Source organism: Psychrobacillus sp. L4 (genome assembly GCF_042944905.1).
GTDB lineage: Bacteria > Bacillota > Bacilli > Bacillales_A > Planococcaceae > Psychrobacillus.
On the sequence record NZ_CP168496.1, the window covers coordinates 1,441,446 to 1,465,611 of the forward strand.

At 35.7% G+C, this 24,166-nt stretch carries 22 protein-coding genes; all 22 read left to right on the forward strand.

The window, feature by feature from the left end; genetic code table 11:
• The 22 genes from flhB (at position 1) to ACEPXG_RS06815 (ending at position 23,888) form a co-directional block, all read left to right on the forward strand.
• Positions 1 to 1,086 (forward strand): flagellar biosynthesis protein FlhB, encoded by a 1,086-nt coding sequence (flhB, locus tag ACEPXG_RS06710; RefSeq protein ID WP_391208675.1) that lies wholly within the window; start codon positions 1 to 3, stop codon positions 1,084 to 1,086.
• 24 nt (positions 1,087 to 1,110) lie between these two features.
• The gene (flhA, locus tag ACEPXG_RS06715) at positions 1,111 to 3,144 is read left to right on the forward strand and encodes a flagellar biosynthesis protein FlhA (RefSeq protein ID WP_151699487.1); all 2,034 of its coding nucleotides are present in this window, start codon (positions 1,111 to 1,113) and stop codon (positions 3,142 to 3,144) included.
• Positions 3,141 to 4,247, forward strand: coding sequence for a flagellar biosynthesis protein FlhF (gene flhF, locus ACEPXG_RS06720; protein ID WP_391208677.1), 1,107 nt, complete (start codon positions 3,141 to 3,143; stop codon positions 4,245 to 4,247). Before flhA ends, flhF begins: the two co-directional genes overlap by 4 nt.
• Positions 4,240 to 5,106, forward strand: coding sequence for a MinD/ParA family protein (locus ACEPXG_RS06725; protein WP_391208679.1), 867 nt, complete (start codon positions 4,240 to 4,242; stop codon positions 5,104 to 5,106). The genes flhF and ACEPXG_RS06725 overlap by 8 nt, the downstream gene beginning before the upstream one ends.
• Before the next feature lie 55 nt (positions 5,107 to 5,161).
• Positions 5,162 to 6,217 (forward strand): protein-glutamate methylesterase/protein-glutamine glutaminase, encoded by a 1,056-nt coding sequence (locus ACEPXG_RS06730; protein WP_391209816.1) that lies wholly within the window; start codon positions 5,162 to 5,164, stop codon positions 6,215 to 6,217.
• A 14-nt stretch (positions 6,218 to 6,231) separates the two neighbouring features.
• Positions 6,232 to 8,289, forward strand: a complete 2,058-nt coding sequence (locus ACEPXG_RS06735; RefSeq protein ID WP_391208681.1) for a chemotaxis protein CheA — start codon at positions 6,232 to 6,234, stop codon at positions 8,287 to 8,289.
• A gap of 33 nt (positions 8,290 to 8,322) precedes the next feature.
• Positions 8,323 to 8,778, forward strand: coding sequence for a chemotaxis protein CheW (locus ACEPXG_RS06740; RefSeq protein WP_391208684.1), 456 nt, complete (start codon positions 8,323 to 8,325; stop codon positions 8,776 to 8,778).
• 3 nt (positions 8,779 to 8,781) lie between these two features.
• Positions 8,782 to 9,411, forward strand: coding sequence for a chemotaxis protein CheC (locus tag ACEPXG_RS06745; RefSeq protein ID WP_391208686.1), 630 nt, complete (start codon positions 8,782 to 8,784; stop codon positions 9,409 to 9,411).
• A gap of 1 nt (position 9,412) precedes the next feature.
• Complete coding sequence (locus ACEPXG_RS06750) at positions 9,413 to 9,910, forward strand: chemotaxis protein CheD (protein ID WP_391208687.1); 498 nt, start codon at positions 9,413 to 9,415, stop codon at positions 9,908 to 9,910.
• Positions 9,910 to 10,206: a hypothetical protein gene (locus ACEPXG_RS06755; RefSeq protein ID WP_391208689.1), complete on the forward strand. Its 297-nt coding sequence runs from the start codon at positions 9,910 to 9,912 to the stop codon at positions 10,204 to 10,206. The genes ACEPXG_RS06750 and ACEPXG_RS06755 overlap by 1 nt, the downstream gene beginning before the upstream one ends.
• Positions 10,207 to 10,298: 92 nt before the next feature.
• Entirely contained in the window at positions 10,299 to 11,072 is a 774-nt protein-coding gene (locus ACEPXG_RS06760) for a FliA/WhiG family RNA polymerase sigma factor (protein ID WP_391208690.1), read from the forward strand.
• An 18-nt stretch (positions 11,073 to 11,090) separates the two neighbouring features.
• Entirely contained in the window at positions 11,091 to 11,393 is a 303-nt protein-coding gene (locus tag ACEPXG_RS06765; protein ID WP_391208692.1) for an RNA polymerase subunit sigma, read from the forward strand.
• A gap of 8 nt (positions 11,394 to 11,401) precedes the next feature.
• Positions 11,402 to 11,869, forward strand: coding sequence for a hypothetical protein (locus ACEPXG_RS06770; protein WP_391208695.1), 468 nt, complete (start codon positions 11,402 to 11,404; stop codon positions 11,867 to 11,869).
• Positions 11,870 to 12,018: 149 nt separating this feature from the next.
• The gene (gene rpsB, locus ACEPXG_RS06775; protein WP_391208697.1) at positions 12,019 to 12,741 is read left to right on the forward strand and encodes a 30S ribosomal protein S2; all 723 of its coding nucleotides are present in this window, start codon (positions 12,019 to 12,021) and stop codon (positions 12,739 to 12,741) included.
• 90 nt (positions 12,742 to 12,831) lie between these two features.
• Positions 12,832 to 13,716, forward strand: a complete 885-nt coding sequence (tsf, locus tag ACEPXG_RS06780; RefSeq protein WP_391208698.1) for a translation elongation factor Ts — start codon at positions 12,832 to 12,834, stop codon at positions 13,714 to 13,716.
• 129 nt (positions 13,717 to 13,845) lie between these two features.
• Entirely contained in the window at positions 13,846 to 14,571 is a 726-nt protein-coding gene (gene pyrH, locus ACEPXG_RS06785) for a UMP kinase (RefSeq protein WP_391208699.1), read from the forward strand.
• The gene (gene frr, locus ACEPXG_RS06790) at positions 14,571 to 15,128 is read left to right on the forward strand and encodes a ribosome recycling factor (RefSeq protein WP_391208702.1); all 558 of its coding nucleotides are present in this window, start codon (positions 14,571 to 14,573) and stop codon (positions 15,126 to 15,128) included. Before pyrH ends, frr begins: the two co-directional genes overlap by 1 nt.
• A gap of 200 nt (positions 15,129 to 15,328) precedes the next feature.
• Positions 15,329 to 16,123: an isoprenyl transferase gene (locus ACEPXG_RS06795; RefSeq protein ID WP_391208704.1), complete on the forward strand. Its 795-nt coding sequence runs from the start codon at positions 15,329 to 15,331 to the stop codon at positions 16,121 to 16,123.
• Positions 16,120 to 16,911, forward strand: coding sequence for a phosphatidate cytidylyltransferase (locus ACEPXG_RS06800; protein WP_391208707.1), 792 nt, complete (start codon positions 16,120 to 16,122; stop codon positions 16,909 to 16,911). The genes ACEPXG_RS06795 and ACEPXG_RS06800 overlap by 4 nt, the downstream gene beginning before the upstream one ends.
• A 17-nt stretch (positions 16,912 to 16,928) precedes the next feature.
• Positions 16,929 to 18,077 carry a 1-deoxy-D-xylulose-5-phosphate reductoisomerase gene (dxr, locus tag ACEPXG_RS06805; RefSeq protein ID WP_391208708.1) on the forward strand — a complete coding sequence of 383 codons (1,149 nt, stop codon included), beginning with the start codon at positions 16,929 to 16,931 and terminating at the stop codon, positions 18,075 to 18,077.
• A gap of 150 nt (positions 18,078 to 18,227) precedes the next feature.
• Entirely contained in the window at positions 18,228 to 19,487 is a 1,260-nt protein-coding gene (gene rseP / locus ACEPXG_RS06810; protein WP_391208710.1) for an RIP metalloprotease RseP, read from the forward strand.
• Positions 19,488 to 19,571: 84 nt separating this feature from the next.
• The gene (locus ACEPXG_RS06815) at positions 19,572 to 23,888 is read left to right on the forward strand and encodes a PolC-type DNA polymerase III (protein WP_391208712.1); all 4,317 of its coding nucleotides are present in this window, start codon (positions 19,572 to 19,574) and stop codon (positions 23,886 to 23,888) included.
• Positions 23,889 to 24,166: the final 278 nt, after the last annotated feature.

Genomic DNA, 24,166 nt, shown 5'->3' on the forward strand with positions numbered 1-24,166 from the left:
ATGTGGAAACTCCGATTAGACTTGCAGTTTTTCGCAGGAGAAAAAACAGAAAAAGCAACACCTAAAAAACGACAAGATTCCCGTAAAAAAGGACAAGTTTTAAAAAGTGCGGATGTTACAAGCGCTATCGTATTACTCTCCGTTTTTCTGTTTTTATTGTTTAGTGCAGGGTATTTACGAGCGGAATTGTTTTCTTTTTTTGATGTTACCTTTACAAAATATATGTTAATCAAAAATCTCTCGATTGATACGGCTGTAGAAATATATAAAGAATTACTCATAGGAATGGCAAAAGTATTGCTTCCGATTATGGGTGTGGCTGTTGTTGCGGCTATCGCTGCAAACTTTTTTCAATTTGGATTGTTGTTTACAACCGAACCCTTAAAGTTTGATTTAAAAAAAATTGATCCAATAAAAGGTCTCAAAAGAATGTTTTCGCTTAAAGCAATTATTGAACTCTTGAAGTCTATATTAAAGATATCTTTTATTGGTTCTGTTACTACCCTTATTCTATGGATGAATTTAGAAAAGGTGTTATCTTTATCATTTAAGACAGCATGGGACACACTTTCAACAGTAGGTTGGTTAACCGGAATGATGGGAATAGCAGCTTCATGTGTTTTATTATTTATTTCTGTTTTGGATTTTTTCTATCAGCGGTTTGACTATGAAAAAAATCTTAAAATGTCGAAACAAGACATTAAAGATGAACATAAAAATTCAGATGGAGATCCAATTATTAAATCCCGTATAAGACAGCGGCAAAGGGAAATGGCTATGCGTCGAATGATGCAAGAAATTCCATCAGCAGACGTGGTTATTACGAACCCAACGCATTTTGCAATCGCTTTAAAATACGACGATGAATCGATGGATGCTCCAACTGTTGTTGCAAAAGGTGCAGATTTTGTTGCTCAGAAAATCAAACTTATTGCAAAAGAACATGATGTAGTTATGGTTGAAAATCGTCCGCTTGCAAGAGCAATGTATGATCAAGTCGAAATTGGCCAACGAATTCCGGATGAATTTTTCAAAGCTGTTGCAGAAGTACTTGCTTATGTATATCGAATTAAACAAAAAATTTAAAGGTAAAGTTTGAGGTGGAAGTATATGCAAGTCCGCGATATAACCGTATTAGCAGCTGTAATATCTGTTGTGGCAATGCTAGTAATTCCTCTTCCACATTGGTTAATAAGTTTCCTAATTATCATTAATATTACAATCGCTTTGTTAATATTAATGACCGCTATGAATATGCAAGAGGCCCTTCAATTTTCTGTTTTTCCTCCTTTATTATTACTCGTAACACTATTCCGACTCGGTCTGAACGTGTCCACTACAAGAGCCATATTATCTGAAGGTGATGCTGGTAAAGTTGTAGAAACTTTCGGTACATTTGTAACAGGTGGAAATATATTAGTAGGTTTAGTTGTATTTACTATATTAGTAATTATTCAATTCATTGTAATTACGAAAGGTGCAGAACGTGTATCCGAAGTTGCTGCTCGATTTACGTTAGATGCTATGCCTGGGAAACAAATGAGTATTGATGCTGATTTGAATGCAGGGATGATTTCTGAGAAGGAAGCAAGAGAAAGACGTGAAAAAGTAAGTGGCGAAGCAGACTTTTATGGTGCAATGGATGGTGCGACAAAATTCGTAAAAGGGGATGCCATTGCTGGTATTATCATAGTACTTATCAACCTTGTTGTTGGTATTATCATAGGAGTAGTGCAACAAGGACTACCTTTTGCGGAAGCGGCAGTACTTTTTTCTACATTAACTGTAGGGGATGGTCTCGTTTCTCAAATTCCAGCTCTATTAATTTCCACAGCTACGGGGATTGTAGTAACGAGAGCGGCATCTAATGGAAATCTTGGTAGTGACATTACTAGTCAATTGTTTTCTCAGCCAAAGCTGCTTTACGTTGCAGCTGGAACGATTGCTTTACTTGGAATAGTTACTCCGGTAGGACCGTTAATTACTTTTCCAATTGCAATCGCTTTGGCAGTAGGTGCATATATGATGAATAAATCAAGCAAAGAAGATCCAAATGAAATAGAAGAATTTGAAGAAGAAGTTACAACGGACAATATGAAAAGTCCGGAAAATGTTATTAATCTTCTAAATGTAGATCCAATAGAGTTTGAATTTGGTTATGGACTTATTCCTTTAGTAGATACTGCACAAGGTGGAGATTTACTTGACCGGGTAGTAATGATACGAAGACAGCTTGCGTTAGAGTTAGGTATTGTCATACCAGTTGTACGTATTCGAGATAATATTCAATTACAACCAAATGAATATCGACTTAAAATTAAAGGAAATGAAATGGCGAGAGGCGAATTATTACTTGATCACTATTTAGCGATGAGTCCTGGAGATGATGATTCCATCGAAGGAATCGATACTGTTGAGCCTTCTTTTGGTTTACCTGCCAAATGGATTACGGAATCAGTGAAAGAAGAAGCAGAAATACTTGGTTATACGGTTGTTGATCCTCCAAGTGTTGTCTCTACACATATGACGGAAATAATTCGAAATAATGCACATGATCTACTAGGTCGTCAAGAAACGAAACAACTGATTGATCATATTAGAGAAACATATCCAATACTTGTAGATGAACTAACACCAACACCACTCTCAGTTGGAGAAATACAAAAAGTTTTAGGGAATTTACTACGAGAGCATGTTTCGGTTCGTAATCTTCCCATTATTTTTGAAACACTTGCAGATTATTCAAAAATGACTTCCGATGTCGATATATTAACTGAATATACAAGGCAATCATTAGCGAAACAAATTACGACACAATATGCAGGGAATAATCATGTGCTAAAAGTTCTAACTGTTTCGGGTAGAGTAGAAAAATTAATTGCGGATAGTATCCAGCAAACGGAACATGGTAACTATTTGTCTATCGATCCAAATGATTCACAAGCAATTTTAGAATCGATGGCGAAGGAAATAGAACGAGCATCATTGATGGAACAATCGCCCATTATTTTATGTTCGCCTGCAGTAAGGGTGTATATGCGTCAAATGACAGCACGATATTTTCCTCAAATTCCGATACTTTCTTATAATGAATTAGAATCTTCCATTGAGGTACAAAGCGTAGGAGTGGTGAATGTTGAATGAAGATGAAAAAATACACGGCTAATACAATGCCCGAAGCGATGAAACTAATTCGAAATGAATTAGGGGAAGAAGCAATCATTTTGAATTCAAAAGTTGCTTATTCGAAAGGTTTTTTAGGAATGTTCAAAAAGAAGTCTATCGAAGTGTTAGCGGGTATTGATACGTTTGATCCACCTCCTGCTCCTGTAGAAAAAGCAACCGTCCAAATGGTTCATTCAAGTAAGGCAACGGACGAAATTAAAAAAGAATTAGAAGACTTAAAACATATGGTGAAGTCGATTCAACGTCCACAGTTGGATGATAAATATCCAGACGAACTAGAAGCTCTTATTCATCATTTGAAGGAACAAGAGTTAGCAGAAGAGCTTATCACAAAAGTTAGTGATGAGCTTTTTATGCATATGAAAGAAAATAATCAAAAATTAGATTTAGAAGAACAAATTAGAAATACGAAGAAAATATTGTCGTCACTCTTAGACCAGGTTCCTTTTGGTGGTTTGTCCTATTCGAAGAAATACATTAATGTGTTAGGTCCAACAGGTGTAGGGAAGACGACAACAATTGCCAAAATGGCTGCTCGAGCAGTTTTAGAAAAAAAGAAAAAAGTTGGTTTTATTACCACAGATACTTATCGAATTGCTGCAATTGAGCAATTAAAGACGTATGCAGGCTTGCTTCAAGCTCCCATTGAAATTGTTTACAATGAAATAGATTTACAAGATGCAATGAAAAGTTTCGAAACTTTAGATATAGTCTTTATAGATACTGCAGGACGTAATTATAAAGAGCTCAAGTTTGTAGAGGATTTACAAAAGCTGATTGACCTAAAAGAGAACACAGAAACCTTTCTTGTTCTGTCCACTACTTCTAAGCAAAAAGACATGGAAGTGATTATCGAACAGTTCACAGAATTCCCTATTGAAAAATATATTTTTACAAAGCTTGATGAAACAAATTCTATTGGCTCAATTATCAATTTAATGGTTAAATATAAGAAGGGACTTGCTTACTATACTGATGGTCAAGAAGTCCCAGAAGATATAGTTGAGGCTAATCAAAATGAATTACTCAATATGCTTTTAAAGGGGATTCGTTATGAGTGATCAAGCAGAAGAATTAAGAATGCGAATGCTTAGGAGTCAGAACAAACTAGGAAGATCTATTGCGGTTGTCAGTGGTAAAGGAGGAGTGGGAAAAAGTAATTTTTCCATGAACTTCACTACTATGCTAAGTTCATTAGGTAAAAAAGTAGTTCTGATTGATATGGATATAGGTATGGGAAATATTCATATTTTGCTAGGGAAAACAGTTTCCTCTAATTTGAAAGACTATTTAGTAGGAGATGCTTCCATTGAAGAAGTGTTGTTTGAAGGTCCTAATAATCTTCAATATATCTCTGGTGGATCTGGTTTATCGGGTGTAATGGAGTGGAATGAAGAAATGTTTGGAAGACTAGTAGAAGCATTCGAGTTTATGCAAAAAAATTATGATTATATTGTATTTGATATGGGGGCTGGAGCAACAAGTCAAACATTGGATTTGTTAGTTTCTGTCGATGATATTATCGTCATAACGACCGCCGAACCAACATCTATAACCGATGCATATTCCATGATGAAATTTATTTTTTATAAAGATCCAGATAAAAATTTCTTTCTTTTGTGTAATAGGACTTTTACCGATGAGGAAGGCATTGAAACAACATCTAGATTAAAATTAGCGATGTCCAAGTTTTTATCTAAAGAAATCGTTGTACTTGGCTCTTTACCAGAGGATCCAGCTGTTCGAAAAGCGGTGAAAGAACAAGTTCCATTTTCGTTATTATACCCTCATGCTGAAATAACGAAAAAGTTAAAAGAGATTGCCAGCAAATTCTCGGATTTAGACTTTGAGAAAGAGAGTTTACCTAGACAAAGTAAATTTATATCTCGATTGAAAAATCTCTTTACGGGGAGGGCGTGACCTAGTGGAGCAATTACAAAGAAAGAAACTTCTCATAGTAGATGATTCTGCCTTTATGCGAAAGCTAATAACGGATTTTTTTAACGATAGTAAGCTTATTGAAGTTGTTGGAATTGCACGGAATGGAAAAGATGCTATTCAAAAGATAAAGTCTCTTCAGCCTGACGTAGTGACGATGGATGTTGAAATGCCGGTAATGAACGGTATAGAAGCTTTAAAAGAAATCATGGCAGAAACACCAGTTGCGGTTGTTATGCTCTCAAGTACTACGCAAAAAGGGACAGAAAGTACACTCCTTGCGATGGAATATGGAGCAGTTGACTTTGTCGCAAAACCAAGTGGTACGATCTCTTTAGATTTACATAAAATAAAAAAAGAATTAGTAGAAAAAGTGGAAAATGCTGCGAATGTGTCGATTATAAAAATGAAAAGACCTCAGCTTGAAACGAAAAAAACTATTATTCTTTACGAAGATTTAAAGATTATGGAACCTGTTATTCCATTGAATACCAAACCAAGAAGTTGGAATAAACAAAACAAAAAAATGGTATTAATCGGTACTTCAACTGGGGGTCCTAGAGCGCTACAGGCAGTAATTACTAAGCTTCCTAAAGATATGCAAGCTCCCGTGCTTATTGTACAGCATATGCCTGCTGGATTTACAAAATCGTTAGCAGATAGGCTAAATCAATTATCGGAAATAGAAGTGAAAGAAGCCGAAAATGGTGATATTTTACGAGATGGTTATGCTTATATAGCACCAGGAGGTTATCATTTACGTCTAAATAAAATGGGTAATGTCTATTCCATTGTTTTAGACAATGTGGAACCGGCGAGAGCCGGTCATCGACCCAGTGTGGATGTACTATTTGAAGATAATAGCCGGTTTAATGATTTCGATAAACTAGCTATCATCATGACAGGTATGGGTTCAGATGGTTCTTCTGGACTTCGGAAATTGAAAGAAAATGGAAACGTGGTTGCTATTGCAGAATCTGCAAATACTTGCATTGTTTATGGAATGCCAAAAGCTGCTATAGAAACTAAATTAGTAAATGAAGTAGTAGATTTAGAAAATATTACACAAGCAATTTTAAAATACTTGCCTTAAAGGGGTGTTTATTAATGGATACAAGTCAATATTTAGAAATGTTTATCGAAGAAAGTAAAGAGCATTTACAAGCTTGTAATGAACATTTATTAGAACTAGAAAAAAATCCATCAGACATTGCAATTGTAAATGAGGTTTTTCGCTCTGCTCATACGTTAAAAGGTATGTCGGCTACTATGGGTTATGAAGACATCGCTAATTTAACCCATAAGATGGAAAATGTTTTAGATCTAATTCGAAATAGTAAATTACATGTTACTGCTGAATTATTAGATGTTGTTTTTATTGCAGTTGATCAACTAGAAGAAATGGTTTTAGATATCGCTGTGGGTGGAAAAGGAAAGTTGGACGTGACTGATACAGTTCAAAAGTTGCATGTGATTGAGACAGGTGAAGAAGTCCCTGTTGCAGCTACTACGGTTGAAATGAAAGAAGAAATTGAATCGGCACAAGAAAACTTGCTTTCTTATGATGATTATGAACTAACCGTCATTCACCAATCATTTGAACAAGATTATCAAACATATGAAATTTCTGTGCAACTTCGAGAAGATTGTCTTTTAAAGGCAGCTCGCGTATATATGGTATTCGAATTATTGGAAAAAATGGGAGACGTTATTAAATCTTCGCCGTCTGTAGAAAAGCTGGAGGACGAACAATTTGATAATACATTTTATATTGCTTTAGTTACTTCCGAACCAAAAGATGATGTACAAAAGAAACTTCTGAAAGTTTCTGAAGTGACAGAAGTTAAGGTAAATCCAGTAACAATTGAACAATTAAAAAACCGTCAAAATAGTGAGTTGCAAAAAGTTGTAGAAACGCAAGAATTAGTAGTGCAAACGGAAGAACCAAGCGATACTAATGATTCTCCACTTACTTCATCTGAAAAGTCAAGTCCATCTAAAGCTAATCAAACGGTTGGAAATAAGACGATTCGTGTAAATATTGAGCGTTTAGATATTTTGATGAATTTATTTGAGGAGTTAGTCATCGACCGTGGTCGTCTCCAATCTATTTCAGAAGAACTACATAATAATGAGTTAGATGAGACGGTTGAACGGATGTCACGCATTACTGGAGACCTTCAAAATATTATTTTAAACATGAGAATGGTACCAGTTGAAACGGTGTTTAATCGTTTCCCTCGAATGGTACGACAACTAGCTAGAGATTTAAATAAAAAGATTAACCTGGAAGTAATTGGGGCAGATACAGAACTAGATCGTACTGTAATTGATGAAATAGGGGATCCCCTCGTTCACCTTATTCGAAACTCATTAGATCACGGGGTAGAAAGTCCAGAAATTCGAAAAGCAAATGGTAAACCAGAAGAAGGTACAGTAGTGCTTCGTGCATATCATAGTGGAAACCATGTTTTTATCGAAATTGAAGATGATGGAGCTGGCGTAAATCGTCAAAAAGTTCTTAAAAAAGCTATTTCAAAAGGACTTGTGAGTGAGGAAGTAGCATCTACATTAAGTGATAAGCAAGTTGCAGAATTTATCTTATCTTCCGGTTTTTCTACTGCAGACGTAATTTCGGATGTCTCTGGTCGTGGAGTTGGTTTAGATGTTGTGAAAACAACGATCGAATCACTTGGCGGAACAATTGATATATCTTCCACAGAAGGAAAAGGATCATTGTTTTCTATTCAATTACCTTTAACATTATCAATTATTTCTGTCATGTTAGTGGAGCTTGGAGAAGAGATTTATGCTATTCCTTTATCTTCTATTATTGAAACGGCAATTGTTAGATCATCAGATATTCTAAATGCACACAATCAAAAAGTGATTGATTTCCGTGGGAAAGTAGTTCCATTAGTATTTTTAGAAGATGTGTTTGATGTTCCAAGAGAAAGTAATGAGGACGAATTTCACTCGGTTGTTCTTGTAAGAAAAGGTGATAAACTGGCTGGATTAGTAGTAGACTCATTTATTGGACAACAAGAAATTGTTTTAAAATCACTTGGGGAATATTTAAACAGTGTGTTTGCGATTTCAGGAGCAACCATTTTAGGAAATGGGAAAGTAGCACTTATTGTTGACTGTAATGCATTGATAATATAAGGGAAATACTCTTTGAAAGGATGCGTAAACTATATGACAGAAGCAGTAGACATTAAAAGTTTAAAAGTAGTAGTTTTTCAGTTAGCTGATAAAGAATATGTAATTCCTGTGAGTCAAGTACAGGGTATAGAAAAGTTAATTCATATTACGCGTGTACCAAAAACACCTTCTTTTGTAAAAGGTGTAATTAACTTAAGAGGTGTAGTTACACCCATTATAGATTTAAAAAATCGTTTTGGTCTTGGAGAAAGTGATTTAAATGAATCTTCTCGAATTATTATTATTACATTAGAAAATATGAATGTTGGCGTTATTGTAGATTCTGCTAACGATGTCTTAGATATTCCAACAGATGCTATTGAGCCTCAACCAGAAGTTGTAGGCGGATTAGAACAAGACTTTATCGCAGGTGTTGCAAAATTAGATCGTCGTTTGTTAATACTTCTACATTTAAATCTTGTTTTAAATCCGATAAAGTCTGGTTTGTAAGTTATGTATGAAAAAAGTATTACCTCCATGCATTTAGATGTATTAAAAGAAATAGGGAACATTGGTGCTGCTCATGCTGCTACATCACTTTCCACGTTACTAAATAAAAAAATAGACATGAAAGTTCCTAAAGTAGAAATGGTTTCTTTTGATGATATGATGGACCTCGCGGGAGGACCAGATAGTGTCGTTGCCGGAATCTATCTTCGAATTGATGGAGATGTCACTGGTAGTATGTTTTTTGTATTACCTGTAGAACAAGCTAATCGTTTTATCAGAAGATTGGTTCAAGATGATCATTTTGATTTCCAAACTGGAGCAGTTACTGAAATTGGTGCATCTGCAATGCAGGAACTAGGGAATATTCTTTCGGGTTCTTATTTATCAGCTCTTTCTGATTTCACACAACTTAATATCTATCCTACTGTACCTGCACTAAGTGTAGATATGGTAGGAGCGATTATTAGTTTTGGATTAGTGGAGGTTTCTCACGTAAGCGATTATGTCATTGTAATCGATACAGCTATTAATGAAGAAGATGTTCCCAATGAAGAAAGTGTAAGAGGACATTTTTTCTTATTACCAGATCCTGAATCATTCGAAGCTATTTTTAAAGCATTAGGAGTAAATTAATATGATTGTACAAGGACAAGTAGTTAAAGTGGGTATTGCGGATATGAAAGTCGCAAAACTTCCTGATACAATTCGCACTTCGGGTCTTGGTTCATGCGTTGGAGTTGTACTTTATGATGAACGATTAAAAATAGCTGGATTAGTCCATGTCATGCTACCTGACTCTAGTTTAGGAAGATTGGAGAATATCAATATTGCAAAGTTCGCAGATACAGGAATACCAGCAATGATTGAACAACTCAAATTAGAAGGAGTGCAGCCATTTAAGCTACGAGCAAAAATAGCTGGAGGAGCACAAATGTTTCAATTTTCTTCAAGCAGAGACACTATGCGAATTGGTCCCAGAAATGTCGAGGCAGTCAAAGAACAGTTGAAAAAATATACAATACCGATTGTTTCGGAAGATACTGGAGGGAATAGTGGCAGAACAATTGAATTTGATCCGTCCACTTGCATGCTAAATATCCGAACGGTGAACCAAGGAGTGAGAGAAATATAATGGTTGGAACGATTCTTTCCAATTTTTGGACATCTCTTTTCGCTTTTAGTATTTATTTTTTTTCGACGTATCCATTTCTTGATGCGAAAAATATATTGTTTAATGCGAGTATTATTGCCATTACAGTATTTTTGATCACATTCCTAGCACGAGCAATTTTATCTTTTGTGATGGAAGATCACTTTGAATCAGAACAAGTAGAAATTCTAATAACGAATACGGAAGAATCTGATTTAACACCTTCATCTAGTGAATATGCAGAAATTGTGAAATCTATGTTGAATGAAGACGTATAAGGAGGGGGCGAATATATTTCGACTCTCCTTTTTTGTTGTTAATTTGATATAATTAAAGTATTCATTCCATATATTCGGAAAGGGGGATATTTGTGGCAAAACTTAATTCGACAGAAGAACAGCTTCTTTGGAAAAACTGGTTAGAAAAAAAAGATCCTCAAGCTGGTGATTCTTTAATAAGACAATATACCCCTCTGGTTACGTATCATGTGCAACGTATTGGTGCAAGCATCCCTAAAAATATTTCAAGAGACGAATTAAAGAGTCTCGGAATGATGGGATTATTTGATGCGCTTAATAAATTTGACTATTCTAGAGACTTGAAATTTGATACGTATGCTTCGTTCCGAGTTAGAGGAGCAATAATTGATGGTTTAAGAAAAGAAGATTGGCTTCCTAGATCTTCCAGAGAGAAAGCGAAAAAACTAGAAGCAAAAGTAGAAGAATTAGAACAAACTTTAATGAGACATGCAACAGCAGACGAAATTGCAGATTATGTTGAAATGCCTGTAGAAGATGTGTACCAAACAGTTCAGGAACATTTTTTTTCCAATGTATTGTCGATTGATGAGAATCTTCAAGATAATGAAGAAATGGAAAACAAATCATTCGTTGTTAGGGATGATTCACAGAAAACGCCAGAACAGAAAATGGTCAAACAAGAATTACTTCAAGACCTTGTAAAACAAATTAATATGCTCAATGAGAACGAACAGCTTGTATTAAGTCTTTTTTATACAGAAGATTTAACTTTGACCGTAATTGGAGAAATGCTTGGCTTATCCACATCAAGGATTTCGCAAATACACTCCAAAGCTTTGTTTAAGTTGCGTAAACTTTTAGCAAGTGAAATGATGAATGTCTAAAAAGGGAGAACTAATGAGATGAGTTTAAAAGGTGTTGAACTCCAAATTGCAATTCCAAAAACATTCGATGCTGGTAAGATAGCAGAACAACTACAACAACAAAGCTCTGTGAATCAATCAAATGCTCAAGCTGCTTCTGCAAGACAACTAGAAAAAAATAGAGAAACAGTAACCAAGGCAAATAATGCTGCGGAAGCGAACTTACATGATTCTGAACAAGAGCAAGCAGAACAGGAAAGAAAAAAACGGGAAAAAAAAGAACAGGAAATGAAAGAGATAAAGCATCCTTTTAAAGGGAACTTTGTGGATTTTAGCGGGTAGGGGTATTTATGACATCTATTATATTAGTAATATTATTTTTACTACAATTATTTAGTTTTTATTGGATTGCTTTATTAAATGCGAAGTTAAATAAGTTTAATGATTTGGAAAAGAAGCAAGAACAAGTTTTAGCTGAAATAGATGATTCGTTTGGTGCTTATATTGCAGAGATGAAAGATGAAAATACTAGACTTCTAGAAGAGTTGAACCGTACGGAGAAATCATCTGGAGCTTCTCCACGTGAAGTGATAGAAAAAGAAGCTCAGACTTTCGAACTTCCAAAAACATTTGTATCCAAACAACTTGCAGCGAATAGTTACTTAAAGACTGCGGCAACAATAGAGAAAAAAATACCTATTACAATAAAAGAAAAAGTTCTTTTTTATAGCGAAGAAGGAAAAAATAGAGATGAGATCGCAAAACTTTTACAAATTGGAAAGACAGAAGTAGAGCTTTTCTTAAAATTTAAGGATTAATAGTTGAAAGTATTAAATTTGTATGGTATATTACAATACGGTATGAATAAACACGCATTTCGGATGAATTTAGCAGGTGCTCTATTTTTAGAGTAGCTAATGAAAAATGATGAATGCGGAAGACTAAACCAAAACAGGAGGAAATAATCATGTCAGTAATCTCTATGAAACAATTACTTGAGGCTGGTGTACACTTTGGTCACCAAACTCGCCGTTGGAATCCAAAAATGAAAAAATTCATTTTTGTTGAACGTAACGGAATCTACATCATCGATCTTCAAAAAACGGTGAAAAAATTAGAAGAAGCTTATGACTTCATGCGTCAAGTTGGTCAAGACGGTGGGAAAGTTCTATTCGTTGGTACTAAAAAACAAGCGCAAGAAGCTATTAAAGAAGAAGCTGAACGTTCTGGTAACTACTACATCAACCAACGTTGGTTAGGTGGTACTCTAACAAACTTCGGTACTATTCAAAAACGTGTAGCGCGTCTAAAAGCGATTGAAAAAATGGAAGAAGACGGAACTTTTGATGTTCTTCCTAAAAAAGAAGTTGTTCAACTTAAAAAACAACATGAACGTCTTGTGAAATTCTTAGGCGGTATTCGTGATATGAAAGCTGTTCCGGATGTAATGTTTGTAGTTGACCCACGTAAAGAGCGTATTGCTGTAGCAGAAGCTCGCAAACTAAACATTCCATTAGTAGGAATTGTTGATACAAACTGTGATCCAGATGAAATCGACTATGTAATTCCTGCAAATGATGATGCAATTCGCGCAGTAAAATTATTAACTGCTAAGATGGCGGATGCATTACTTGAAGCAAGACAAGGTGAAGACGAAGAAGTAACTCCAGCTGAAGTTGCTGCTGAGTAAGACACATGTAAGTAAAAGGTGATAAGCGGCCAAACCTCTTATCACCTTTTTTTGAGACAATGAATTTATATGTACTAGGAGGAATTTTAAATGGCAGTTACAGCACAAATGGTAAAAGAATTGCGTGAAAAAACTGGTGCAGGTATGATGGATTGTAAAAAAGCTTTAGTAGAAACAGACGGTAATTTAGAAGCTGCAATTGATTTTTTACGTGAAAAAGGTCTTTCTTCTGCAGCTAAAAAAGCAGATCGTATTGCTGCTGAAGGTACTACTTTTATTCAAGTTGAAGGGAACAAAGCTGTATTGTTAGAAATGAATGCAGAAACAGATTTCGTTTCAAAAAACGAAGCGTTCCAACAATTAGTTCAACAAGTAGCTACACATTTAGTGGCAACTGAACCAGCTTCAGTAGAAGAAGCTTTAGCTTCAACTATCCAAGAAGGTGTTACAGTTGAAAACTTAATTTCAAATGCAATTGCTAAAATTGGAGAAAAAATTACACTACGTCGTTTTGTAATTGAAACAAAAACAGATGCAGATACATTTGGTCCTTATTTACACATGGGGGGACGTATTGGGGTTCTTACGGTGATAGAAGGAACAACTGATGCAAACGCAGCGAAAGATGTTGCAATGCATATTGCTGCATTAAACCCTGCTTTTATTTCACGTGATGAGGTATCTGCTGAACAAGTGGAACATGAACGTAAAATACTAACAGAGCAAGCGTTAAATGAAGGGAAACCTGAAAATATCGTTGCAAAAATGGTAGAAGGTCGTCTTGGGAAATATTTCGAAGATGTTTGCTTACTTGACCAATCTTTCGTTAAAAATCCAGATCAAAAAGTGCGTGTTTTTGTTGAATCAACTGGTGGTAATTTAAAATCTTTCACTCGTTATGCTGTTGGTGAAGGAATTGAAAAACGTGAAGATAACTTTGCTGAAGAAGTTATGAGCCAAGTTAAAGGTAACTAATAAGAAAAGCGCAAGGCACATCTTGGTGTTCCTATGATTTTCTTTATTATTCACAATATAATTAAGAACAGCTAGGGAACACTTAATTTGTGTTCCCTATTTTTCAAGAAAAAGAGGCGGAGGATACCTATGAGTACACCACAATACAAAAGAATCGTTTTAAAACTAAGTGGCGAAGCGTTAGCTGGAGAACAAGGTTTTGGGCTATCACCGGAAATTATTAAATCTGTGGCTGAACAAGTAAAAGAAGTAGTGGAGCTTGGAGTCGAAGTTGCAGTAGTAGTAGGTGGCGGTAATATTTGGCGAGGAAAAGTAGGAAGCGAGATGGGAATGGACCGAGCGACTGCTGATTATATGGGGATGCTGGCTACAGTGATGAACTCACTTGCTTTGCAGGATTCACTAGAAAAAGCAGGTGTCGAAACTCGTGTGCAAACTTCTATTGAAATGCGCCAAGTTGCAGAACCATACATACGTAGAAAAGCAATTCGTCATCTAGAAAAAAAACGAGTAGTAATTTTTGCGGCTGGAACAGGAAATCCATACTTCTCAACAGATACAACGGCGGCACTAAGAGCTGCTGAAATAGAAGCAGATGTAATTCTTATGGCTAAAAATAATGTGGATGGTGTTTATTCTGCTGATCCTAAAATGGATAAAACAGCAGTTAAATATGATGTACTTACATTTATTGAAGTGATCCAACAAGGCTTACAAGTGATGGATTCTACTGCATCTACATTATGTATGGACAATGATATTGCACTTATTGTATTCTCAATTATGGAAAAGGGAAATATTAAAAAGGCTGTTCTAGGGGAAACTATTGGTACAGTCGTTAGGAGGAATAGATAATGCCGAAACAAGTAGTAGAACAAACAAAAGATAAAATGGCTAAAACGATTTCAGTTTATAGTAGAGAACTATCAACAATCCGTGCGGGTCGTGCAAGTGCAGCTTTGCTTGACAAAATTTCTGTAGATTATTATGGTGCACCAACTCCTATCAATCAAATGGCTGGAATTGCAACTCCTGAAGCACGATTAATAACCATCCAACCATATGATAAAACAATTCTTGGTGACATTGAAAAAGCAATCATGAAGTCAGATTTAGGTATTACACCGACAAATGATGGTTCACTCATTCGTATTGCTGTTCCTGCACTAACGGAAGAACGCCGTAAAGAACTGGTCAAACAAGTAAAAAAAGAGGCTGAGGAAGCAAAAGTTAATATTCGAAATGTTCGTCGGGATGGCAACGACGATCTAAAAAAACTAGAGAAATCTGGGGATATTACAGAAGATGATTTGAGAAGCTACACAGAAGAGATTCAAAAACTCACTGATTCAAATATCGAAAAAATAGATGCAATTACGAAAGAAAAAGAAAAAGAAATTCTGGAAGTTTAACTTTGAACTTTTCATTTGCAAAAGGCGTCCTTTTAGTAGGACGTCTTTTTACATTCAAGAGATAAACTAAAGTATTCTATAACAATCTTACTAATCATGAAAGTCTTGCGCTTTTCTAAATATTAATGAAGAAAAATAAGGCGAAATTTGATATGATAGAATATATATGTTCCGAGTTGGTTTAAGGTGGGGGATTCAGTATGCTAAAAAAACTTATTCGTAAGAATGAAAAAACGATAAGTAAAGATATGAATGACAGAAAAGCTAAGGCTCAGCAAGAACAGTTACCTAACCATATTGCTATTATTATGGATGGGAATGGAAGATGGGCAAAAAAAAGAACCCTACCACGTATTGCAGGTCACTACGAAGGCATGAAAATAGTGAAAAAAATTACCCGTTTTGCAAATGAACTTGGTATTAAAACGCTCACGCTCTATGCTTTTTCCACAGAAAATTGGAAAAGGCCGAAATTGGAAGTCGATTTTCTAATGCGATTACCAGAAGAATTTCTAGGAACTTATTTACCAGAGTTAATAGAGCAAAACGTACGAGTGAACATGATGGGGAATATTGAATCATTACCGGAGCATACGAAAAGAGCGGTTACAAATGCGATGAATCAAACGGCAAATAATGACGGTCTCCTTTTAAACTTTGCATTAAATTACGGTAGCAGAGATGAAATTGTTCAAGCAGTGCAGAAAATAGCAAATGAAGTACAGGAAGGGAAAATTACAGCTGATAGTATCTCTGAAAAACTTCTAGATAGTTATTTAATGACAAAAGATTTAACAGAACCAGATTTACTTATTCGGACAAGTGGAGAAGTGCGTTTAAGTAACTTCATGCTTTGGCAGCTTGCGTATACGGAATTATGGTTTACAGATACTTTATGGCCAGATTTTGATGAATCTTCTTTACTTGAGGCAATCGAAAGCTTTCAAACAAGAAATAGAAGGTACGGCGGTCTAAAGGGGGAGGAAATTAATTGAAACAACGTATCATTACGGGAGCAATCGCAGCTGCGTTCTTTGTTCCAATTGTATTTTTAGGTGGATCATTTTTCAATATATTGATTTACTTCATGGCAGCGATTGGGTTATTTGAGCTTTTGCGTATGAAAGGCATTAAATTATATTCCATTGCAGGACTAATATCTATATTACTTTTATTCGTTTTACTAATTCCTAATTCAATTGCAGTTAATCTATCACAAATAACAGGACATACAAAAACGGAATGGCTATTTGTAGCAGTTTTTCTATTACTAATTTATTCCGTTTTTGTTAAAAATCAATTTACATTTGATGATGCTGCATTTGCTATAATGGCCACTTTATATGTTGGAATTGGCTTTTACTATTTCATTGAAACTAGAGAGATTGGATTAACTTATGTTATATTCGCATTAGTTGTCGTTTGGACAACAGATTCGGGTGCATATTTTACTGGTAGAAAATTTGGGAAAAGAAAACTATGGCCAGAAATATCTCCAAACAAAACTGTAGAAGGATTTATTGGAGGAATTGTTTGCGCAATAATTGCAGCGTTCATACTACAGTGGATAACTCCATTTAGTTCATCCTATATAATATTAATTGGGATAACAATTGCTGCTTCCATTTTTGGTCAGCTAGGTGACTTGGTAGAATCAGCTATAAAAAGACATTATAATGTAAAAGATTCTGGAAAGATATTACCAGGACACGGTGGGATATTAGATCGCTTTGACAGTTTGCTTTTTGTCATTCCGTTATTGCACTTTTTACATTTTGTATAAGGAGAAGACATTAAATCATGACAAAAAGAATAAGTTTATTAGGAGCGACTGGTTCTATTGGGATACAAACTTTGGATATAATTAAAGAGCATCCAAATCAGTTCCAATTAGTTTCTTTTTCATCAGGAAGAAATATAAGTAAAACTCGAGAGATATTAAAGGATTTTGAGGTAGAAGTAGTTTCTGTTGCACTTGAAGAAGATGCTTATCAATTACAAAGGGAATTTCCAAAACTACAAGTTTTTTTTGGAGATGAAGGATTAGTTCAAGTAGCAGCAAATACGAATGCAGATGTACTTGTGAATGCTGTACTTGGAAGTGTTGGATTAAAACCTACATTAGAGGCAATTAAAAAAGGTATAACAATTGCTATTGCAAATAAAGAGACGCTTGTCACAGCTGGGCATCTCGTTATGCAAGCAGCAAAAGAAAATAATGTTCCAATTTTACCAGTAGATAGTGAGCATTCAGCGCTTTTCCAAGCGATGAATGGAGAACAAAGATCCCAAATATCAAAGCTAATCATAACGGCTTCTGGTGGGAGTTTCCGCGACCATACGAGAGAAGAATTAAAAAATGTAACGGTTAAAGATGCATTAAATCATCCGAACTGGTCTATGGGAGCGAAAATTACAATTGATAGTGCCACAATGATGAATAAGGGTCTAGAGGTAATTGAAGCTCATGTATTATTTAATACTTCATATGACGATATTGAGGTTTTATTACATAGAGAAAGTATCATTCATTCTATGGTGGAGTTTAATGATACAAGCGTAATCGCGCAACTAGGTACGCCTGATATGCGAGTGCCAATTCAATATGCACTGTCGTATCCGGACCGTTTTGAACGATCAAACGCGAAAAGATTAAATTTAGCAGAAATTGGAAAGTTGCATTTTGAAGAAATAGACTATAAGAGATATCATGCTTTAAAACTTGCAATAGATGCCGGAAGAGCTGGCGGAACAATGACTACGGTATTAAATGCAGCGAATGAAGCAGCGGTAGCCCTATTTTTACAAGAGAAAATTGCTTTTTTAACAATTGATGAATTGATAGAGCGTGCTATGAATGAACATGTCAACATTGCAAGACCAAATTTAGAAACGATATTACATGTTGATGCTGAAACAAGAAAAAATGTTCAAAACATGATAAAATGAGAAAATAATATGGGACATCCAATCTTAGCTTAATCAGCAACTGGTATAGTGAGACAAGTAACTGCGGAAGCAAATGTTTTCTGCGGAGCTGAACAAAGAGAAGCGGAAGCAATTACTGGGTGACGTAATTGATAATAAAGGTGGGGTATAATGGAGACGGCCATTGCGTTTATAATAATTTTTGGTAGCATTGTTTTTTTTCATGAACTAGGGCATTTTATCTTTGCGAAAAAAGCTGGAATTATGGTACGAGAGTTCGCAATTGGGATGGGCCCAAAAATTTTTGGAATGACAAAAGGAGAAACGCTCTATACAATTCGATTATTACCAATAGGTGGATATGTGCGAATGGCTGGAGAAGATATGGACTCCGTTGAACTTCAACCGGGGTTTCGTTTAGGCATACATGTAAATAATGACAATGAAATCGACTTAATTGCTTTAAATCAAAATAAGCAATTCCCAGACATGCTTTTCTTAGAAGTAGAGAAAGCTGATTTAACAAACGAAATGTTCATTGAAGGGTACGATGAAGAGGAACGTTTCGTTCGGTATAAAATAGCGAGAAACGCGAGAATAAATGAAAATAGCAACGAGACTTTTATCGCACCATATGATCGTCAATTTGGGTCTAAAACGGTTGGTCAAAGATCGATGGCTATATTTGCAGGTCCACTTTTTAACTTTATTTTAGCATTTTTCATCTTTTTAATATTAGGTTTACTACAAGGAGTCCCTACTTATGAGCCAGTCATTACGACGGTAGTAGCAGATGGTCCTGCGGCACAAGCAGGAATGAAAGATGGCGACTTGGTAACCAAAATTAATGGAAGTCCTATTTCAACTTGGGATGAATTGTCTGAAGAAGTAAAAGTTAGCCCCAATCAAAAAATGGGCTTTACGGTTGATCGTAAAGGAGAAACTTTAGAATTTTCGATGATTCCTAAAGAAGTAACTTCTGGAAAAGAAAAACTAGGGCAAATTGGTGTTCAATATGTAAGTCCGTTAGAAAAGAATCCGATTAAGGCTGTAGCTTTTGGTGCAGAGCAAACATATGATTGGACTAAGCGAATATTTACATTATTAGGTTCATTAATTACTGGTAAGTTTTCAATTGATGATTTGTCAGGACCAGTAGGTATTTATAAAGCAACAGAAGAAGTTGCGCAATACGGTGTATTTAATTTAATGCATTGGGCAGCAATTTTAAGTATCAACTTAGGGATTATGAATCTTTTACCACTACCAGCACTAGATGGTGGTCGTCTTTTATTTTTCCTATTTGAAGCAGTTCGAGGAAAGCCGGTCGATAAGCAAAAAGAAGGGATGGTGCATTTTGTTGGTATCATGCTCTTGATGGTATTAATGGTTGTAGTAACCTGGAACGATATACAAAGGTTTTTCTTTTAGAGAAAAAACGACAAGAAGGGAAAGTTCGATATGCTGAACTTTCCTTTCTTTTTCTGTTATAAGTAGTTAAGGGAGGGAATTATCATGCAAGATGGCAAAACAAGAATGCATATATTATTGCAACAACTCGATTTAATCGATGATTCCTTTGTGAAACATTTCGAAAATGCTTCCATCACACGGTTTACGGTACATAAAAAAGTGAGACAATGGCATTTTCACATTCGGTGTTCGGCGATTCTTCCGATTAATGTTTATACAATTTTAAGACAACGGCTAGAGGAGAAATTTACAGGTATTGCGAGCGTACTTTTAACAATAGATAGTGAAACCTCCACAGTATCAGAAGAACAAATTAAAGAATATTGGATTCCGGTAATGAAAGAATTAAGCGACATGGCCCCCCCCCTTAAAGATCGTTTACTTCAACAACAACCTGAATGGAATGGGCAAACAATACAACTTACATGTGGACAGGAACTGGAACTGCGAACATTTAAAAAGAAATACGTGGAGCTAATAGGAGATACTTACGTAAATTTTGGATTCCCAAAAATGGCTTTCGATTTTCGCTTAGTGGAAGATACGCAAGCACTTGCGAAAGCACAACTCGCCTTTTTAGAACAACGCAAATTAGAAGAGGAAGAATTAGGGAAAAAAGCATTAGATGATTTACAGAAGAGAGAACAAAATCGACAGGAAAATGGATCAGAAGGAGAGGCAGAAGGTCCATTCCAACTAGGTATCCCGCTTAAGAAAGAAGAGCCTATTTTGGAAATTCGTCAAATACAAGATGAAGAGCGTAGAGTGACCATCGAAGGATTTGTATTCGATGTGGAAGTAAAAGAATTGCGAAGTGGCAGATCTCTATTGACGGCAAAAGTGACCGATTACACAGATTCTATACTTGTTAAAATGTTCTCGCGTGATAAAGAAGATGCACAGATGATGGAACGATTGAAAAAAGGAATGTGGATCAAGGTACGAGGCTCTGTTCAAAATGATACGTTTGTGCGTGATTTAATCATAATGGCGCAAGATATGTGCGAGATAAATCCAGCGGTACGTCTAGATACAGCAAAGGAAAAACGAGTTGAATTGCATTTACACTCACCAATGAGTCAGATGGATGCCGTATCATCGGTTTCTTCACTTGTTGCACAAGCAGCTAAATGGGGACATAAAGCAATTGCCATTACAGATCACGCAAATGTTCAATCATTTCCCGAAGCATACGCTGCTGGGAAAAAGAATGGGGTAAAGATTTTATATGGATTAGAAGCAAATCTCGTTCATGATGGAGTTCCGATTGCTTATGAAGAACAACGTATATTACTAGAAGATGCTACTTTTGTGGTGTTCGACGTAGAAACAACTGGTTTGTCTGCAACTTATGACAAAATTATCGAGCTTGCAGCGGTAAAAATGTACAACGGAAACATTATTGAAAAGTTCGAGCGGTTTGTAAATCCTCACCATGCATTATCTGCTACAACAATTGAACTTACTGGTATTACAGATGAAATGGTTCGCAATGCTCCTGAAATAGAAGAAGTCATAAAAGATTTTTATGACTTTATAGGAGATGGCATCATCGTTGCGCATAATGCTTCTTTTGATATGGGCTTTTTATATGAAGGATATCGAAGATGTGGCATTGACCATTTTACACATCCGGTAATTGACACATTAGAGCTTGCAAGATTTCTACATCCAGAGTTAAAAACACATCGTCTTGGTTCTCTATGTAAAAAGTTTAATATTGAGCTAACACAAGCGCACAGAGCAATCTTTGACTGTGAAGCAACAGGATATTTATTAATGCATCTATTGAAGGAATCGGAGGAAAAAAATATCCAGTTCCACGATGATTTTAATAAACATATTGGGCAAGGTGATTCATACAAAAGGGCAAGACCCTCACATTGTACTATTTTAGCGGTCAATGAAGAGGGATTGAAAAACTTATTTAAATTAGTGTCGCTTTCACATATTTCTACTTTTTACAGAGTACCCAGAATTACACGATCTACCTTACAAAAACATCGTGCAGGTTTAATTATTGGTTCTGCTTGTGATAAAGGGGAAGTATTTGAAGGTTTAATGCAAAAACCGCTTGAACAAGTAGAAGAGATTGCAAAGTTTTATGATTACTTAGAAATTCAGCCTAAAGAAGTTTATTCTCACTTAATTGAACTGGAACTAGTAAGGGATGAATGGAATCTAGAAGATATAATTCGAAAGATGATTAAAGTAGGAAAAAAACTAAACCTACCTGTAGTGGCAACAGGAAATGTTCATTACTTACATGAAAATGATGCGATTTTCAGAAAAATTTTAGTGAATTCTCAAGGTGGTGCAAATCCACTGAATCGACATGAGTTACCTAAAGTACATTTCCGAACAACAAACGAAATGTTAGATGCTTTTTCATTTTTAGGGGAGGAATTAGCGAAAGAAATAGTTGTGACCAATCCTCAAAAAATTGCAGATTCCATTCAGGATATAAAACCTATTAAAGATGATTTATATACTCCTAAAATTGAAGGTGCGGACGATGAAGTCCGTTCGTTAACTTACGCAAAAGGTAAAGAAATTTATGGAGAAGAGCTTCCAGAAATTGTGGAGGCGCGTATTGAAAAAGAATTAGCATCTATTATTGGACATGGATTTGCTGTTATTTACTTGATTTCGCATAAACTAGTAAAAAAATCACTAGATGATGGTTACTTGGTTGGGTCAAGGGGCTCAGTTGGTTCTTCATTAGTTGCAACATTAACAGAGATTACGGAAGTTAATCCACTGCCTCCACATTATGTATGCCCAAATTGTAAGCACTCTGAGTTTTTTCTAGATGGTTCTGTAGGATCTGGGTTTGACTTGCCAAATAAAAATTGTGTCAAATGTGATACACCTTATGTAAAAGATGGACAGGATATTCCTTTTGAAACTTTCCTTGGATTTAAGGGGGATAAAGTCCCGGACATCGACTTGAACTTTAGTGGCGAGTATCAGCCAACTGCACATAATTACACGAAAGAGCTTTTTGGTGAAGATTATGTATTTCGAGCAGGAACAATTGGAACAGTGGCAGAAAAAACTGCTTATGGTTATGTAAGAGGATATACGAATGATAATAATTTAACGCTACGTGGAGCAGAAGTTGATCGATTAGTGCAAGGATGTACTGGAGTTAAAAGGACAACTGGACAACATCCTGGCGGAATCATAGTTGTTCCTGACTATATGGAAATTTTCGATTTTACGCCTATACAATTCCCAGCAGATGCGCAAGATTCTGAATGGAAAACAACCCATTTTGATTTCCATTCGATTCATGATAATTTACTGAAACTTGACATTCTAGGGCATGATGACCCAACTGTTATTCGAATGCTTCAAGATTTATCGGGAATTGACCCTAAAACAATCCCTACTGATGATCCGGAAGTGATGAAAATCTTTAGTGGAACTGAATCTCTAGGAGTTACCGAAGAACAAATTGATTGTAAAACAGGTACACTAGGAATTCCTGAGTTTGGTACTCGTTTTGTTCGTCAAATGTTAGAAGAAACAAAACCTTCTACATTTATGGAGCTTGTTCAAATTTCTGGCCTTTCCCATGGAACAGATGTATGGCTTGGAAATGCGCAAGAACTTATCCAAAATGGTACATGTCAGTTGTCGGATGTTATTGGTTGTCGTGATGATATTATGGTTTATTTAATTTATCAAGGTCTTGACCCATCGTTAGCATTCAAGATTATGGAATCTGTTCGAAAAGGAAAAGGATTAACTCCGGAGTTTGAGGCAGAAATGAAAAAAGAAGGAGTACCTAATTGGTATATAGAATCCTGTAAAAAGATTAAATATATGTTCCCAAAAGCCCATGCGGCTGCTTATGTATTAATGGCGGTTCGGATTGCATATTTCAAGGTGCATTTCCCAATTCTATACTATGCAGCATATTTAACCGTGCGAGCATCCGACTTTGATTTAATTTCTATGATTAATGGTTCGCAAACGATTCGTGCAAAATTGGATGAAATCAATGCAAAAGGTCTAGATGTCTCACCGAAAGAAAAGAGTTTAGCTACAGTATTAGAAATTGGTCTTGAGATGTCAGAACGTGGTATTAGAATGCAAAAAGTCGATTTATATAAATCAAATGCTAGTGAATTTATAATCGAAGGAAATACGCTAATTCCCCCTTTTAATGCTATCCCGGGTTTAGGTACAAATGTAGCTTTTCAAATTGTCAAAGCCAGACTAGATGGAGAGTTTCTATCGAAAGAGGACCTGCAACAAAGAGGAAAAGTGTCGAAAACGATAATTGAATATATGGATCAAATGGGCTGTTTAGAAGGCCTTCCAGATGCCAATCAACTTTCCTTATTTTAGTATATTTCCATTAAAATCGGAAGTCAGATTAATTTTGAAAATGAATAAAGCTACAAGGTAAGTTCTAGATGTAGAGGGACTCTGGTTAGTGAATAAAAGTTGTGTTTCAAATCTTACATGTGCTTGATCTAGAAAATTTTTACTTTTACAGCCCGCAATACACATAAATTAGTTGGTGCATGATTAGAGTTGGTGGTACTAGAGAAAAATAGTTAGCATCCATTGATAAAGAAGCGCTGAGCGGACGAAATTCCATCTTCGTCCGCTTTTAAAAGAAT